Origin of the sequence: Modicisalibacter xianhensis, assembly GCF_900113605.1 — a bacterium.
Lineage (GTDB): Bacteria > Pseudomonadota > Gammaproteobacteria > Pseudomonadales > Halomonadaceae > Modicisalibacter > Modicisalibacter xianhensis.
On sequence record NZ_FOPY01000007.1, the window covers coordinates 211,564 to 225,850 of the forward strand.

The 14,287-nt window shown below is 62.1% G+C and carries 18 protein-coding genes; 6 read left to right on the top strand and 12 right to left on the bottom strand.

The window, feature by feature from the left end; translation table 11 throughout:
• Window positions 1-199 precede the first annotated feature (199 nt).
• The gene (gene yjgA, locus BM194_RS10300; RefSeq protein WP_092846393.1) at window positions 200-703 is read right to left on the bottom strand and encodes a ribosome biogenesis factor YjgA; all 504 of its coding nucleotides are present in this window, start codon (window positions 701-703) and stop codon (window positions 200-202) included.
• A 66-nt stretch (window positions 704-769) separates the two neighbouring features.
• On the opposite strand from yjgA, the gene pmbA reads away from it, so the two are divergent.
• Window positions 770-2,110 (top strand): metalloprotease PmbA, encoded by a 1,341-nt coding sequence (gene pmbA / locus BM194_RS10305; RefSeq protein ID WP_092846395.1) that lies wholly within the window; start codon window positions 770-772, stop codon window positions 2,108-2,110.
• Window positions 2,111-2,200: 90 nt separating this feature from the next.
• Here pmbA and mgtE read toward each other — a convergent pair whose 3' ends face one another.
• The 11 genes from mgtE to BM194_RS10360 form a co-directional block, all read right to left on the bottom strand.
• On the bottom strand, window positions 2,201-3,556 hold the full coding sequence (mgtE, locus tag BM194_RS10310; RefSeq protein WP_092846397.1) for a magnesium transporter: 1,356 nt from the start codon (window positions 3,554-3,556) through the stop codon (window positions 2,201-2,203).
• 124 nt (window positions 3,557-3,680) lie between these two features.
• Complete coding sequence (locus tag BM194_RS10315) at window positions 3,681-3,950, bottom strand: HPr family phosphocarrier protein (RefSeq protein ID WP_092846399.1); 270 nt, start codon at window positions 3,948-3,950, stop codon at window positions 3,681-3,683.
• A complete protein-coding gene (gene rapZ, locus BM194_RS10320; RefSeq protein WP_092846401.1) occupies window positions 3,937-4,830 on the bottom strand; it encodes an RNase adapter RapZ in 894 nt (297 codons plus the stop codon). The genes BM194_RS10315 and rapZ overlap by 14 nt, the downstream gene beginning before the upstream one ends.
• Before the next feature lie 61 nt (window positions 4,831-4,891).
• On the bottom strand, window positions 4,892-5,383 hold the full coding sequence (gene ptsN, locus BM194_RS10325; protein WP_092846403.1) for a PTS IIA-like nitrogen regulatory protein PtsN: 492 nt from the start codon (window positions 5,381-5,383) through the stop codon (window positions 4,892-4,894).
• A 7-nt stretch (window positions 5,384-5,390) separates the two neighbouring features.
• Entirely contained in the window at window positions 5,391-5,699 is a 309-nt protein-coding gene (hpf, locus tag BM194_RS10330) for a ribosome hibernation-promoting factor, HPF/YfiA family (RefSeq protein WP_092846405.1), read from the bottom strand.
• A gap of 142 nt (window positions 5,700-5,841) precedes the next feature.
• Window positions 5,842-7,257 carry an RNA polymerase factor sigma-54 gene (locus BM194_RS10335; protein ID WP_092846407.1) on the bottom strand — a complete coding sequence of 472 codons (1,416 nt, stop codon included), beginning with the start codon at window positions 7,255-7,257 and terminating at the stop codon, window positions 5,842-5,844.
• A gap of 164 nt (window positions 7,258-7,421) precedes the next feature.
• Entirely contained in the window at window positions 7,422-8,147 is a 726-nt protein-coding gene (gene lptB, locus BM194_RS10340; protein ID WP_092846409.1) for an LPS export ABC transporter ATP-binding protein, read from the bottom strand.
• A 20-nt stretch (window positions 8,148-8,167) separates the two neighbouring features.
• Complete coding sequence (gene lptA / locus BM194_RS10345; protein WP_092846411.1) at window positions 8,168-8,701, bottom strand: lipopolysaccharide transport periplasmic protein LptA; 534 nt, start codon at window positions 8,699-8,701, stop codon at window positions 8,168-8,170.
• Window positions 8,698-9,285: an LPS export ABC transporter periplasmic protein LptC gene (lptC, locus tag BM194_RS10350; RefSeq protein WP_092846413.1), complete on the bottom strand. Its 588-nt coding sequence runs from the start codon at window positions 9,283-9,285 to the stop codon at window positions 8,698-8,700. Before lptC ends, lptA begins: the two co-directional genes overlap by 4 nt.
• A gap of 2 nt (window positions 9,286-9,287) precedes the next feature.
• Window positions 9,288-9,845 (bottom strand): KdsC family phosphatase, encoded by a 558-nt coding sequence (locus tag BM194_RS10355; protein ID WP_092846415.1) that lies wholly within the window; start codon window positions 9,843-9,845, stop codon window positions 9,288-9,290.
• A gap of 157 nt (window positions 9,846-10,002) precedes the next feature.
• Window positions 10,003-10,983, bottom strand: a complete 981-nt coding sequence (locus BM194_RS10360) for a KpsF/GutQ family sugar-phosphate isomerase (protein WP_092846417.1) — start codon at window positions 10,981-10,983, stop codon at window positions 10,003-10,005.
• Window positions 10,984-11,196: 213 nt separating this feature from the next.
• On the opposite strand from BM194_RS10360, the gene BM194_RS10365 reads away from it, so the two are divergent.
• The 5 genes from BM194_RS10365 to BM194_RS10385 are packed head-to-tail and all read left to right on the top strand — an operon-like array spanning window position 11,197 to window position 14,272.
• On the top strand, window positions 11,197-12,009 hold the full coding sequence (locus tag BM194_RS10365) for an ATP-binding cassette domain-containing protein (protein WP_092846419.1): 813 nt from the start codon (window positions 11,197-11,199) through the stop codon (window positions 12,007-12,009).
• Complete coding sequence (gene mlaE, locus BM194_RS10370; protein WP_092846421.1) at window positions 12,006-12,794, top strand: lipid asymmetry maintenance ABC transporter permease subunit MlaE; 789 nt, start codon at window positions 12,006-12,008, stop codon at window positions 12,792-12,794. Before BM194_RS10365 ends, mlaE begins: the two co-directional genes overlap by 4 nt.
• Complete coding sequence (gene mlaD / locus BM194_RS10375) at window positions 12,791-13,255, top strand: outer membrane lipid asymmetry maintenance protein MlaD (RefSeq protein ID WP_092846423.1); 465 nt, start codon at window positions 12,791-12,793, stop codon at window positions 13,253-13,255. The genes mlaE and mlaD overlap by 4 nt, the downstream gene beginning before the upstream one ends.
• A 28-nt stretch (window positions 13,256-13,283) precedes the next feature.
• Window positions 13,284-13,937 carry an MlaC/ttg2D family ABC transporter substrate-binding protein gene (locus tag BM194_RS10380; protein ID WP_092846425.1) on the top strand — a complete coding sequence of 218 codons (654 nt, stop codon included), beginning with the start codon at window positions 13,284-13,286 and terminating at the stop codon, window positions 13,935-13,937.
• Window positions 13,934-14,272, top strand: coding sequence for an STAS domain-containing protein (locus tag BM194_RS10385; protein ID WP_092846427.1), 339 nt, complete (start codon window positions 13,934-13,936; stop codon window positions 14,270-14,272). The genes BM194_RS10380 and BM194_RS10385 overlap by 4 nt, the downstream gene beginning before the upstream one ends.
• Window positions 14,273-14,287 lie beyond the last annotated feature (15 nt).

The following is a 14,287-nucleotide window of genomic DNA, read 5'->3' on the forward strand; positions in this document are numbered from 1 at the left end:
CGAAGGTGCCGATGCTTGCCCATACTGTTTTGAAAATCGACTCGGCATGCTCATTTACGCGCTTATAAACTCCGCTGCCTCGTCGATTTTCGCTTTGCCTGGGCCTCGCTCGATGACGTTCCCAAGCGTCTTTCACAGTTGGCAGTCCGTTCCTGCTCGTGCGTCTGCCCGGCGCCGGGGTCGTCACGGGACGATCGACTTATATACTTGCCGTGTCGCGGATCAGCTTGAACAGCTTGCGGGCATTGGTCGGTGGCTTGCCGCGCTGGCGCTCGCTGCGGGCGTTGCGAATCAGCTGGCGCAGGGCCTGGCGGTCGACGTCGGGATAGTCGGCAATGAAGGGTTCGAGGGCCTCGTCGTCATCGATCAGGCAGTCGCGCCATTTCTCGAGGCGGTGGAAGGCGTGATCGCGACGCAGCTTCTCCTGCTCGAATTCGTCGAAGACGGCGCGTATGCCCTCGATGTCCTCGCGGCGCATGACCTTGCCAACGTACTGCATGTGGCGACGACGCCCCTCATGGGAGCGGATGCGTGAGGTTTCCTCGACGGCGGCGAGCATGTCCTCGGAAAGAGGCAGGCGTGCGCGCTGAGCGTCGGGCAACGCAATGATCTTTTCACCCAGCGCTTGCAGGGCTTGCATTTCCTGCTTGCGTTGGGTCTTGCTCGGGCGACCTTCTTGGTCGTCGGGTACATCGAATGACATGCCATTACCATCAGCATTGGGAGGTTGGCGCAGTATAACAGCCAGCCTCGCAACAAGGAGACCAACATGACTCAGGCTTTCGATGCCGCTGCTCAACAGGCATTGCTGGAGTCGCGTGTCGCTGCCGCACTGGAGCAGGCACGTAAGCTGGGCGCCGACGCCTGTGAAGTCGGAGCCAGCGTCGATCAGGGAACGGGTGTCAACGTGCGCCTGGGCGAAGTGGAAACGGTCGAGCTGTCACGCGACCAGGGGTTTGCCGTGACGGTATATGTCGGTAAGCGCAAGGGCAGTGCCTCGTCATCGGATGCCGGCGAGGACTCGATCCGCGCTGCAGTGGAAAAGGCCATGGCGATTGCCCGTTACACGGGCGAGGATCCGGCTTCGGGACTGGCCGATGCCGAGCTGATGGCCACCGAGTTTCCGGATCTGAAGGTGCATCACCCCTGGCACCTGAGTACCGACGAAGCCATCGAGCTGGCACTGGCCTGCGAGGCCGCCGGACGCGCCGTGCCTGGTATCACCAACTCCGACGGGGCAGGATTGAGTTCCGGCGAAGGCGTCCGTGTCTATGGCAACAGCCATGGCTTCCTGGCCGGACTGAAGGGAAGCCGGCATTCGCTGTCGTGCATGTTGATCGCGGGCGACGAGCAGGGCATGCAGCGCGACTATGACTACAGTAGCGTGCGCGACCCCGCGCTGCTCGCCTCGCCCGAGTCGATCGGTAAGAGTGCGGCCGAGCGTACCCTGCGTCGCCTAGGCGCTCGGCGTCCCGCGACCGGACGGCTGCCGGTGATGTTCGCGCCCGAACTGGCTGCAGGTCTGGTCGGGCATTTTCTCAATGCCATCGCCGGCGGCGCGCTCTATCGCGAGGCTTCCTTCCTGTGCGACAGCCTTGGTAAGCCGCTGTTTCCCGACTGGTTCACGTTGATGGAGAGACCCCGCGAAGTCGGTGCCATGGCCAGTGCGCCCTTCGATAATGACGGGGTTTATACTCGCGATAACGTATATATCGATAGTGGGCGTATCGCCAGCTACATGCTATCCGCCTACAGTGCGCGTCGCCTGGGCATGACGAGTACGGGGAATGCCGGAGGCGCACGCAACGTGCGCATCGAGGCGCCGCTCGAATCGCAGCAACACCTGCTTGCCCGCATGGATCGCGGCGTACTGGTGACTGAACTGATGGGGCAGGGCGTCAATGGCGTGACCGGTGATTACTCCCGGGGTGCCGCGGGTTTCTGGGTCGAGAACGGCGAGATCCAGTATCCGGTCGAGGAGTTCACGATTGCCGGTAACCTCAACGACATGTTCGCCAACCTCGCGGGACTGGGAGATGATGTCGACACGCGCGGCAGCGTACATACCGGCAGCTGGTTGATCGATGGCATGACCGTGGCCGGTGGCTGATCGGACCAAGAGCGGGCCACCATGAGCACCTGCGTTGTATCGAGGCTCATGGTGGCTTTAGCGGGTTAGCCATGCAGGCGCATGCGCTATCTAGAGATAGAGCAGTGTTGCCAGTCCCAAAAAGGCCATGAAGCCAATCACGTCGGTGACGGTGGTCAGTATGACGCTGCCGGAGAGCGCTGGATCGATCTTGAGCTTCTTGAGGGCAACCGGCAGGAGCGTGCCGCACAGTGACGCGATCAACAGGTTGATGACGATCGCCGCCGCGATGATCCCACCCAAGGCGATGTCCTTGAACCACAGTACGGCAATGCCGGCCACCACGGCAGCCCATAACACCCCGTTCAGCGCCCCCACGATCAGTTCGCGGTTGAGCAGCCAGCGCAGGTTTGAGCCCGAGACATGGCCCAGGGCAATCCCGCGGATCAGTACCGTCAGTGCCTGGGAGCCGGCAATACCGCCCATGCTGGCAACGATCGGCATCAGTACCGCCAGGGCGGTGACCTGCTGAATGGTGCCTTCGAACATGCCGATCACGGCAGCCGCCATGAAGGCCGTGATCAGATTGATGCCCAGCCACACGGCACGCCGCCGGCTCGTCCGCCAGGCCGGGGCGAAAGTATCCTCTTCCTCGTCGAGACCGGCGAGGCTCATCATGCGATGCTCCGCTCCCTCACGGATCACGTCGACGACATCATCGATGGTAATGCGGCCCAACAAGTGACCGTCCGTACCGACGACTGGTGCCGAAATCAGGTCGAACTTCTCGAACAGGCTCGCCACGTCTGTCTCGTGCAGCATCGCGGTAATGGTCACCATGTCGGTATCCATCACTTCGCGTACCAGCATTGACGGGTCGGAAACCAGCAGGCGATTGATTGGCAGGCCGCCGATCAGTTTATCGCTGCGCGTCACGACCAGCAGCGTGTCGGTGGCCTCGGGCAGGCGTTCGTGGCGACGGAGATAGCGCAACACGACGTCCAGTGTGATATCCGGACGAATCGTCAGCGCATCCGTGTTCATCAGGCCGCCCGCCGTGTCCTCGGGGTAGGAGAGGACCGTTTCCAGGCGCTGGCGCTCCTGGGCCTCCATCGAGGCGAGGACTTCCTGAATGACGGTATTCGGCAATCGTTGCAGCAGGTCGGCCAGATCGTCGACATCCAGCCCCTCGGTGGCCGAGACGACCTGCTGGGCATCCATGCGGTAGAGAAATTCGGTCTGGACATCTTCACCGAGATACTGCAGTACATCGCCCTGCAGTTCGGGATCGATCAACTCCCAGAGGACATTTCTCTCCTTGGGCGGCGAAGACTCGAGCAGATGGGCGACATCGACTGGAGCGAGACCGCGGTTGAGCATGCGCCGGGCAGGCTCCAGCGCTCCGCTTTCCAATGCCTCGTTGAGCCTGGCCAGTTTGGGCTGCAGCTTTTCCGGATTCTTGCTCATGCCCTCGGCGTCCTCTGTCGACCCGCAGATGACGCGTATTCTACCATGGTCGAAACGCTTGACGAGGAAAAACGAACAGCGTTCGCTAAACGCTAAGCCAGTAGTAGCGTGCCGTTCGTAAAACTTAGATGTCTTCCTGGAAACGCGCCTCGAACAGGGCTTCAAGGGCATTCAGTGCGGCATCGGCTTCGGGGCCCTCGGCCTGCAGGCTCAGTACGCTGCCGCAGGGCGCGGCCAGCATCAAGAGTGCCATGATATTGGCGGCATCGGCCTCGCGTCCCTGATGATTGACGATGACCTTGGCATCGAAAGGCTGGCAGCACTGCACCAGCTTGGTGGCAGCGCGGGCATGCAGCCCCCGCTTGTTGATGAGGGTCAGCTCACGCTGGGGCATCGACGTCGTCCTCCACGGCGGTGTGGATGCCCAGTTCGCGATGGCGCAGACGAACCCGGTAGGTTGACGAGAAATGACGTGCCAGGCGCTCGGCAAGGTAGACCGAGCGATGCTGCCCGCCAGTACAGCCGATCGCTATTGTCAGGTAACTGCGGTTACTGGCCAGGTAGGCGGGAAGCCAGCGTTCGAGCCAGTCGCGGATGTCATTGGCGAGTGCCGTCACATCGGGGTAATCCTCGAGGAATTCAATGATCTCGGGGTCGCGGCCGTTGAACTTGCGCAGTCGAGGATCCCAGTAGGGGTTGGGCAGGCAGCGTGCGTCGAAGACCGTATCGGCATCCAGCGGCACACCGCGCTTGAAGCCGAAGGACTCGAACGTCAGCATAAGTTGGCCGTTGGTATAGTGTGCGACCTGTTCGGCGATGCGTCCGCGCAGGTCGTGAACCGACAACTGGGAGGTGTCGATGACCAGGTCGGCGATGTCGTGGATACGGGACAGCGCGGTCTCCTCGGACTCGATGGCCTCCGCCAACGTCATTTCGCTGTCGCGGGTCAATGGGTGGCGTCGTCGGGTGGCCGAGTAGCGCTCGAGCAGGACCTTGACGTCTGCCGTGAGATACACCACCTGACACTGAATGCCTCGGGCGCGTATGACCTCGAGCAGGGACGGAAAACGCTTGAGAGCCGCCGGCAGATTGCGAGCGTCGATACTTACCGCGATGCTGGTGCGCTTGGCCTCGTCCTGTTGCAGTTCGTCGATCAGGGCATCGAGCAGCATGGCCGGCAGATTGTCGATGGCGTAGAACCCCAGATCCTCGAGCGCCTGGAGGGCGATCGATTTCCCCGAGCCCGAACGACCACTGATGATGACGAGCTGCATGTGCGCGGTTTACTCCTGGTAAGGTCGCGAGAGAATGGCTGTAACGAGGCAAGCGCCGAACTCAGTGGGCTTGATCGTCCTGAGTGTCAGGCCCGAGGCGCTGGATGGCCTGGGTGAGTATGTCGTAAAGCTGACGCTGACTCTCGCTGCGGCGTAACTGCGCCCGGGTGTCGGCATCGTTCATGACGCTTGCGACCTGAGCCAGCAAGGCCAGGTGTGTCTCATCCGCGGCTTCGGGGACGAGTAGCACGAACACCAGGTCCACGGGTTCGCCATCGACGGCATCGAAGTCGATGGGCTCCTGCAGCTTGAGAAAGCCGGCGACGGGCGCCTTGCAGTGCGGATCCCTGGCATGAGGAATGGCGACACCATTGCCGATGCCGGTGCTGCCCAGCCTTTCGCGTCCGATCAGACGGCTGAAGACTTCCTGGCTGTCCAGACTAGGCGTGTTCTGGGCGATAAAGGTGCTGAAGAATTCCAGCACCCGTTTCTTGCTTCCCCCGGGCACCGCATAGAGGATGCGCTCGGGGGGCAGGATAGATTCCAGATTCATGGGAAAGTCAGCGAGCAGCGGCGCCTTGGGCGCGCGCTTGAGCTTTTTCCTTGTGTTTCACGAGTTGGCGGTCGAGCTTGTCGGCCAGCGCGTCGATGGCGGCATACATGTCGCCATCCTGGGCCACGGCGTGCAAGTCGGCACCGGCGGCATGCAGCGTGCAGGCAGCCGCCTGGCGCTCCTTTTCGATGGAGAGCGTTACCTGGACGTTGGTGATGTTGTCATAGTGACGCTCCAAGCGGGCAAGCTTTTCGTTCACGTAGTCACGCAATGCATCGGTCAGTTCGACGTGATGACCTGTGATGTTGACTTGCATGTGACGCTCCTGTTCCAGCGGATGGCATCTCGATTGTAACCCTTTTTGAAGCGTAGCAAACCCCCGGTAAAACACGCGACACGGATGAAATCACTAAGCCGAGAAGGCGCGCACGCCCCCGTGTGCGGCTGGGAGGGCGCGGTCAGGCCAAACGCTTGCGTTCGCTGGAGGAGGGGATGCCGAGGGCTTCGCGGTATTTTGCCACAGTACGGCGTGCGACCTTGATGCCGTCGGCCGCGAGCAAGTCGACCAGCTTGCTGTCGGAGAGTGGCTTGCGTGGCGGTTCCTCGCCGATGAGCTTTTTCAGCTTGGCACGGATTGCCGTGCTGGAGTGCGCATCACCTTCGCCGCCACCAACCTGGCTCGAGAAGAAATACTTCAACTCGAATACGCCGCGCGGTGTGTGGATGAACTTCTGCGTGGTGACCCGTGAGATGGTCGACTCGTGCATATCCACCACCTGGGCGATGTCAGCCAGGATCAGTGGTTTCATGGCTTCCTCGCCGCGCTCGAGAAAGTCGAACTGGCGTGCCATGATTTCCCGCCCGACCTTGAGCAGGGTGTCGTTGCGGCTGGATAGACTCTTGATCAGCCAGCGTGCCTCCTGCAGATGCTGCTTCATGAAGGTATTGTCATCGCTCTTGTCGGCGCGACGGATCAACGCGGCATAGTCCGGCTGGATACGCAGGCGAGGCATGGCTTCCGGGTTCAGTTCGATGCGCCAGCCGTCACGGGTGTGGCGGGCCAGCAGGTCGGGGATGACATAGTCGCTGCTGCTGTCATCGAAAGCCTGGCCAGGGCGCGGGTCGAGTGCCCGGATCAGGCCAATGACCGTATCCAGTTGCTCGTCGTCGAGACGCAGGCGTCGCTTGAGTAACTTGCGGTCATTGGCGGCCAAGGCCTCAAGGAACTGGCGGACCAGTCGCTTGGCCTGGGGCAGTAGCGGTGTATCGTCGGGCAACGCGCCGAGCTGAAGCATCAGGCATTCCCGCAGGTTGCGTGCGCAGACCCCGGTGGGGTCGAACTGCTGAAGCTGGATGAGTACCTGTTCGACATCGCTGGTCTTCAGGCTTTCCAGCCCCTGGTCACGCAGCCCTTCGGTCAGGGTGTCGAGATCGACATCGAGATAGCCGGAAGGCGTGACGGCATCGATCAGGCTTTCGGCGATGAGCCGGCTGCGTTCGGGCAGGTCGGTCATGTTCAACTGCCACAGCAGGTGTCCTTGTAGGCTGATGCCCGCAGCATTGCGCTCGAAATCGGGGCCTTCATCGCTGCCACCGCCGCTACTGGCGACATCCTGATAGGTATCCGACCAGTCACTGTCAACGGCCAGTTCATCGGGGATTTCGCTGGCCCAGTCATCCTCTGCCGGCTCGCTGACCGCCGTTTCGCCGAAGGCTTCCTCGAGCTCCAGCATGGGGTTGGATTCCAGGGCCTGCTGGATCTCCTGGCGCAAGTCGAGCGTCGACAGTTGCAGCAGCTGGATCGCTTGCTGCAACTGAGGCGTCATGGTCAGCTGGGTGCCGACGCGAAGCTGCAACGTGGGTTTCATTGCCATAGTCGGAACGGATTCAATGAAAGGGGAGTGCCCGACACGGTATCCCTGGCAGCGTCAGCTTGCAAGGGTAAAAGCAATATCCGTGCCACGTGACCAGGCTCCACCTCCGGGCACGGGCTTGGCCGGCTTGCCGGGCGCAAGCGGGGGAGCGCGAAAATGATGGCTTAGAGGCGGAACTCATCGCCCAGGTAGACCTGGCGCACCTTCTGGCTGGCCAGGATGGCCTCGGTATTGCCTTCGGCTATGATTTGGCCGTCACCGACGATATAGGCGTTGTCGCAGATATCCAATGTCTCGCGAACGTTGTGGTCGGTGATCAGTATGCCGATGCCCCGGGCGCGCAGTTGGCGAATGATGCCCTTGATCTCGCCCACCGAAATGGGGTCGACGCCGGCGAACGGTTCATCGAGCAGAATGAATGCCGGATCGGTGGCCAGTGAGCGGGCGATCTCGACACGTCGCCGCTCACCCCCCGAGAGGCTCATGCCGAGGTTGTCGCGAATATGCGTGACGTGGAATTCCTCGAGCAGGCGATCGAGTTGCGCGTGGCGCTGTGCCTTGTCGAGATCCTTGCGTGTCTCGAGAATCGCCAGGATGTTATCGGCTACCGATAGCTTGCGAAAGATCGACGCTTCCTGCGGCAGGTAACCGATTCCGGCACGCGCGCGTAGGTGCATGGCCGAGTGCGTGAGGTCCTGGTCGTCGATATGCACACTGCCGGCATCGGCGCGCACCAGTCCGACAATCATGTAGAAGGAAGTCGTCTTGCCGGCGCCGTTGGGGCCGAGTAGGCCCACGATGCTGCCCTGGCCGATGGAAAGGCTGATGTCCTTGACCACGCGCCGGTTCTTGTAGCTCTTGGCCAGGTGACTGGCTGACAAGGTTTTCATCGGTTCGCGACTCCTGTCCGTCACTGGGAGCGTTGCGGTGTCAGCGTCATGCGCACCCGTTCGCGCTCGCCGCCGCCGGTCTCGGAGCGGGCCTGTACCTGACGCCGATCCAGGAAGTACTCCACGTAGGCACCACGGAAGGTATCGCCGCCCTGATGCAGTTCGGCCTGGTCGATGAGTTCCACGCGGCGCTGGTCGGCATGGTAGATGACAGTGCGACCCCAGCCTCGAACGATGGGGTCGTCAGGCGCAGGTTTCTGTTCGAGGTAGGCGCGTTCGGTCTCGCCGATGGCAGTGACCAGCGAGACTTCCCCTTGAGCATTGCGTTCGATCTCGACCCGGTCGGCTGTCAGCTTCATGCTCCCCTGCTGCATCTCGACATCGCCTATGTAGACGGCAGTGCCGGCGCGATTGTCGAGCTCGAGACGATCCGCGGCGATTTCGATCGGGGCGCTGGCATCGCTCTCGAGGGCGAGGGCTGCCGGGCTGACGGCACCCAGCAGGGCCAGGCCAATTCCGGCAAGAGCCGCTCTGGTAAAGAATGAAGGCGTCATGATCCTTGCTCCTCGTCTATCGGGGGGTGGATGCCTCGCACGTTATCGGTCAGTCGCATGCGGCCTTCGTCGATCCAGGCATCGAAGCGTTCACCACGTACCCGTTGTTCGTGCTGGCGCAACAGCGCTTCGCTCTCGCTCCAGGCATGGCTGGTGGCATTGTCGTAGACAAGCGTCTCGGTATCGAGTCGCCAGCCTTCCTCGGGGGCCTCCAGCTGGGCATCGCCACGCAGGGTCAGTGGGTTGCCACCCGCGCCGAGCGTGCCCGTCTTGCCACGTGCGAACCAGATCCGGCCTTCCTCATCGAATATCCGGATGCGCGGGGTTTCGGCGCGTGTCACATCGTCCTCCGGAGTATGCACGAGGCGCGGGGTCTCCAGGCGCTGGTAGGCGCGTCCCTGAGCATCGAAACGCGTCATGCGCGACCCTTCCAGATAGAAGTCCGGCTCGCCAGCCTCGTCATGCGGTACCGGCCCCGGCAACGTGACGTCACGTTGCTCGATGATGGCTAGCACACCGCCGAGGGCAAGCAGCAAGAGAACCAGCCATACTCTGGCGGGTGGTTTGCGCAGGCGCCATGCCATGGTCAGTCTTGCCCGTACAGGAAAGTGTCGAGCACGGAGGCCCAGTGTCCCTGCATCTGCAGCAGGCCATCGCAAATTTCGCGAACCGCGCCATCGCCGCCGCGACGTGCGGTGACCCAGGCAGCGTACTCCCGTATGTAGGCAGGGGCGTTGGGAACGCTGATGCCTAGCCCGGCCTGACGCAGGGAGGGCAGGTCGGGCAGGTCATCCCCGCAATAGGCGACCTCGGAAAAGTCGATACCCAATTGTGGCAGCAAGCCTTTCAGTACCTCGAGCTTGTCGTCCCGGCCCTGAAAGACATGCTCGATGCCCAGCGCGGCGGCTCGCTGGCTGACCATGGGAGATTCTCGCCCGGTGATGATGGCGACCCTGACGCCGGCGCGCTGCAGCAACTTGATGCCCAGTCCATCCTGGGTGCTGAATGCCTTCGTTTCCTGGCCGTCGGCCTGGAAGTAGAGCTGGCCGTCGGTCATGACCCCGTCAACATCCAGCACCAGCAGACGAATATGACGCGCCCGCTCGATCAGACCGGGGCTGTTGAGACGTGGGTCGAGTACCATGGCTTACTCTCCTTGGTTGACTATCCGTGATGGCTTGACGAGCGTGGCAGTCACCTGCACCACTGACAAACTGCATGAAGGCGCAAAGTGTACCTGTTGTCGGCGTGGATTGTGAGGTGGGGCACCCGGCTTGTCGGCGGGCGAGTCCGGCAGTGCCTCAAATGACGCCGCTGGAAAGCAGGTCGTGCATGTGCAGTGCACCGATCGGTCGGTCATCGTCATCGACCACGGCCAGGGCAGTGATCCGGTTGTCCTCCATGATCTTGACCGCTTCGGCAGCCAGCATGCCGGGGCGTACCCGCTTGCCACCACGGGTCATCACATCGTCGACTCGCAGAGGGCGCAAGTCGCCGTGCTGGTCCAGGGTGCGACGCAGGTCGCCGTCGGTATAGACGCCCACCAGCCGGTTGGCTCCGTCCACCACACAGGTGAATCCCAATCCCTGACGGGTGATTTCCAGCAGGGCATCGCGCAACGGGCTGCCGAGGGGAACGCTGGGCAGGCGGTCACCGCCATGCATGAGATCCTCGACCTTGAGCAGCAGACGGCGCCCCAGGCTGCCGCCGGGGTGCGACAGGGCAAACTCCTCGGCAGTGAAACCGCGTGCTTCGAGCAGGGCCACGGCCAAGGCGTCGCCCAACGCCAGTGCAGCCGTCGTCGATGACGTTGGAGCGAGATCGAGCGGACAGGCTTCGCGTTCCACGCCGGCATCGAGGTGCGCTTCGGCGTGCCTTGCCAGGGTCGATCCCGGACGTCCCGTCATACTGACCAGCGGCGTGCCCATGCGCTTGAGCAGGGGCAGGAGGGCCGTGACTTCACTGGTCTCGCCCGAGTTGGATAGCGCCAGCACGACATCCTTGGGGGTGATCATGCCGAGATCGCCGTGACTGGCTTCGCCGGGATGTACGAAAAACGCCGGCGTTCCCGTGCTGGCCAGGGTCGCGGCGATCTTGCGGGCGATATGCCCCGATTTGCCCATGCCGGTGACCACGACACGTCCCTGGCACGTCAGGATCAACTGGCAGGCACGGTCGAAGTCGTCGGAGAGCTTGGCGGCGAGTGCGGCGACGGCCTGCTGTTCCAGGTCCAGGGTGCGTCGGGCACTGGCACGGAAAGCGAAGTCGGCGTTGGCTGTCATGACGAGAGTGTTGTCCCTTTGATCTTGAGGCTCAAGTGAAACGCGGGTGATCGTTATGGCGCATGGCTCTGAACGCCTGTGTGCCTGGCCTCGTTGAGGCGCCATTAAACGCATTGCGCGAGGCGCATGCAAGCCGCAACCGCATGCCATTGTGGCGATGGCCGGTCGAGTTAGGATACGATGTTCGATAATTTTTCGTGACGGATCCTGTGCATGACTGATGCGATGCTCGTCGAACTGGAAGGCGTGCGCTTTTCCCGAGGCGAGAAGGAAATATTCCGGGGGGTCGACCTGCAGGTGCCACGTGGCAAGATCACGGCCATCATGGGGCCGAGTGGTACCGGCAAGACCACGCTGCTCAAGCTGATGGGGGGACAGTTGACTCCCGATTCGGGCTGCGTGCGCATTGCTGGGCAGAATGTGCATCGCCTGTCTCGTCGCGACCTGTTCCGGTTGCGCCGGCGCATGGGCATGCTGTTCCAGAGTGGTGCGCTGTTTTCCGATCTCGATGTGTTCGAGAACGTGGCCTTTCCCCTGCGTGTGCACACCGACCTGCCCGAGGCGATGATTCGTGACGTGGTACTGATGAAGCTCGAGGCGGTTGGCCTGCGCGGTGCACGGGGGCTGATGCCCTCCGAACTGTCGGGCGGCATGTTGCGGCGGGTCGCGCTGGCACGAGCCGTGGCGCTCGACCCCGAACTGATTCTTTACGACGAGCCGTTCGTCGGTCAGGACCCCATTTCGATGGGCGTGTTGGTGCAATTGATCCGCAAGGTCAATCAGGCGTTAGGCTTGACCGCGGTCGTGGTCTCTCACGATATCAAGGAGACGCTATCGATTGCCGACTATGTCTATGTGATTTCCGACGGCCAGGTCATGGCCCACGGCACACCCGCGTCTCTCGATGTCGACCGTGATCCCCGCGTCAGTCAGTTCATCCATGGCGAGCCGGATGGACCGGTGCCCTTCCATTACCCTGCGCCGGACTACTTCAGCGATATCCTGGCCGAGGGGATGCGTTCATGAATCTGGGGCATCGTATCACCGCATTGGGGCGGGGCACGCTTGACCTGCTCGAATCCCTGGGGCGGGCTGGCATCTTCCTGCTGCAATCCAGCATTAGCATTCCTTCCCGCGAGGGCTGGCATCTCTGGTTGCGTCAGATGCACTTCGTGGGTGTGATGTCGCTGGCGATCATTCTCGTTTCCGGTGTGTTCATCGGCATGGTATTGAGCCTGCAGGGTTATACCATTCTGGTGGACTTCGGGGCCGAGGAGGCGCTTGGGCAGATGGTCGCCCTGTCACTGTTGCGAGAGTTGTCGCCAGTGGTAGCGGCACTGCTGTTCGCAGGGCGGGCGGGTTCGGCCCTCACGGCCGAGATCGGCCTGATGAAGGCCACCGAGCAGTTGACCAGTATGGAGATGATCGGGGTCGATCCGCTGCGCCGCGTGGTGGCGCCCAGGCTATGGGCGGGTTTCGTGTCGTTGCCTCTGCTGACGGTAGGGTTCAGCGTCGTGGGCATCTGGGGAGGTTACCTGGTTGGCGTGGAATGGCTGGGTGTCTTCGAAGGCGCCTACTGGAGCGGCATGCAGAGTAGCGTCGGTTTCCTCGATGATGTCGGCAACGGCCTGATCAAGAGCCTGGTGTTCGCCCTGGTCGTGACATGGATTGCCGTCTTCCAGGGCTACGATCTGATTCCCACGTCCGAAGGCATTTCACGCGCAACCACTCGCACGGTGGTGTATTCCTCGCTGGCCGTACTTGGTCTGGATTTCGTGCTGACGACGCTGATGTTTGGAGAGCTAGGATGAAGCGCAGCAAGATGATGGAGTTTGGGGTCGGTCTGTTCATGCTGGCTGGCATCCTGGGGCTGGTGTTTCTCGGGCTGCGTGTCAGCGGGTTGGGCAATGGCGTGGGCGGCGAGACCTTCACCCTGTATGCCGACTTTGCCAATATCGGCGGGTTGAAACCACGCTCGAAAGTCACGTTGGCCGGGGTGAGAGTCGGCCAGGTGGCGAATGTCGAACTGGATCAGGAATGGTTCGAGGCGCGCGTCACTTTGGAACTGGATGCCGACCTCGAGGGCCAGTTGCCCCGTGACACCACGGCAGCCATTCTGACCTCGGGCTTGCTCGGTGAACAGTATATCGGCCTGTCGGTGGGGGGCGACCCGGAGACCCTGGCCGGTGGCGACACGATTCGCGATACCCAGCAGGCATTGGTGCTGGAGGAACTGATTCAACAATTCGTTTCCAACATGGTCAGAGAGTGAAGCGTCTCTACCTTTTTCAGGAGTACCTATGAACGAATGGACTACCGTGGCGAAGCGCTACTCGGCACTGTTGCTGGCCCTTTGCCTGGCACTGTTTGCCACTCAGGCACTGGCTCAGGCCCCCGACCAGCTGATCCGCAACAGCGTCAACCAGTTGATGGGGCAGATCGAGGGCCGCAAGGACTACTTTGCCCAGCATCCCGAGGAGCTCAAGCGGCTGGTCGACGAGAGCCTCGAGGATATCGCGGACTTCCGCTACATTGGGGCCAGCGTGATGGGGCGCTACTTCCGTAACGCCACCCCCGAGCAGCGCTCAAGGTTTGCCGAGGTGTTCCGTCAGACCCTGATCGATACCTACGCCAAGGGGTTGGTCACGTTCGACTACCGTGACCTGCGCGTGCTGGATGGTGCCGGGTCGCGCTATGAAGACCAGGCCAGCGTGGACATGGAAGTCGTCGGCACCAACGGCGAGGTCTATCCGGTCAGCTATAGCCTGCGTCAGAACGATGACGGCCAATGGAAAGTGGTCAATGTCATCGTCAATGGCATCAATCTCGGGCTGACATTCCGCAACCAGTTCGACCAGGCGATGCGCGAGAACAATCGCGATTACGACCAGGTCATCAATGGCTGGGCCCCCGAGGTCGGCACCGAGGAGCTCGAGCAGGGCCGCGGGGCATGACCAGCCTGCTGCAGGGAGCAGGCCGGCTCGAAGTGAACGGGAACGTGCTGGTCGCCAGTGGCGAGGCCGGCTTCGATGTGGCGGCCGACCTGGCGGAAAAAGGCTGCGAGTGGCTCGTCCAGCAGCCTTCCGGCAGTGATGTCGGTTTCGACCTGAGTGGCATTGACCAGGCCAGCAGTGCCGCATTGAGCGTGATGCTGGAATGGTTGCGCTGCGCGCGTCGACAGGATCTGGTGGTGAGCCACATACGCCTGTCTTCTCCGTTGTCTCGCCTTACCGCCATGGCCGGGCTTGATCGCCTGCTGCCCGAGGAGCGTGCCGAGACCGCCCATTAAGGGATCGGCATCGCC

Coding starts and splice junctions, on each gene's coding strand:
- yjgA (WP_092846393.1), bottom strand. CDS start 703: ATGTCATTCGATGTACCCGACGACCAAGAAGGTCGCCCGAGCAAGACC.
- pmbA (WP_092846395.1), top strand. CDS start 770: ATGACTCAGGCTTTCGATGCCGCTGCTCAACAGGCATTGCTGGAGTCG.
- mgtE (WP_092846397.1), bottom strand. CDS start 3,556: ATGAGCAAGAATCCGGAAAAGCTGCAGCCCAAACTGGCCAGGCTCAAC.
- BM194_RS10315 (WP_092846399.1), bottom strand. CDS start 3,950: ATGCCCCAGCGTGAGCTGACCCTCATCAACAAGCGGGGGCTGCATGCC.
- rapZ (WP_092846401.1), bottom strand. CDS start 4,830: ATGCAGCTCGTCATCATCAGTGGTCGTTCGGGCTCGGGGAAATCGATC.
- ptsN (WP_092846403.1), bottom strand. CDS start 5,383: ATGAATCTGGAATCTATCCTGCCCCCCGAGCGCATCCTCTATGCGGTG.
- hpf (WP_092846405.1), bottom strand. CDS start 5,699: ATGCAAGTCAACATCACAGGTCATCACGTCGAACTGACCGATGCATTG.
- BM194_RS10335 (WP_092846407.1), bottom strand. CDS start 7,257: ATGGCAATGAAACCCACGTTGCAGCTTCGCGTCGGCACCCAGCTGACC.
- lptB (WP_092846409.1), bottom strand. CDS start 8,147: ATGAAAACCTTGTCAGCCAGTCACCTGGCCAAGAGCTACAAGAACCGG.
- lptA (WP_092846411.1), bottom strand. CDS start 8,701: ATGACGCCTTCATTCTTTACCAGAGCGGCTCTTGCCGGAATTGGCCTG.
- lptC (WP_092846413.1), bottom strand. CDS start 9,285: ATGGCATGGCGCCTGCGCAAACCACCCGCCAGAGTATGGCTGGTTCTC.
- BM194_RS10355 (WP_092846415.1), bottom strand. CDS start 9,845: ATGGTACTCGACCCACGTCTCAACAGCCCCGGTCTGATCGAGCGGGCG.
- BM194_RS10360 (WP_092846417.1), bottom strand. CDS start 10,983: ATGACAGCCAACGCCGACTTCGCTTTCCGTGCCAGTGCCCGACGCACC.
- BM194_RS10365 (WP_092846419.1), top strand. CDS start 11,197: ATGACTGATGCGATGCTCGTCGAACTGGAAGGCGTGCGCTTTTCCCGA.
- mlaE (WP_092846421.1), top strand. CDS start 12,006: ATGAATCTGGGGCATCGTATCACCGCATTGGGGCGGGGCACGCTTGAC.
- mlaD (WP_092846423.1), top strand. CDS start 12,791: ATGAAGCGCAGCAAGATGATGGAGTTTGGGGTCGGTCTGTTCATGCTG.
- BM194_RS10380 (WP_092846425.1), top strand. CDS start 13,284: ATGAACGAATGGACTACCGTGGCGAAGCGCTACTCGGCACTGTTGCTG.
- BM194_RS10385 (WP_092846427.1), top strand. CDS start 13,934: ATGACCAGCCTGCTGCAGGGAGCAGGCCGGCTCGAAGTGAACGGGAAC.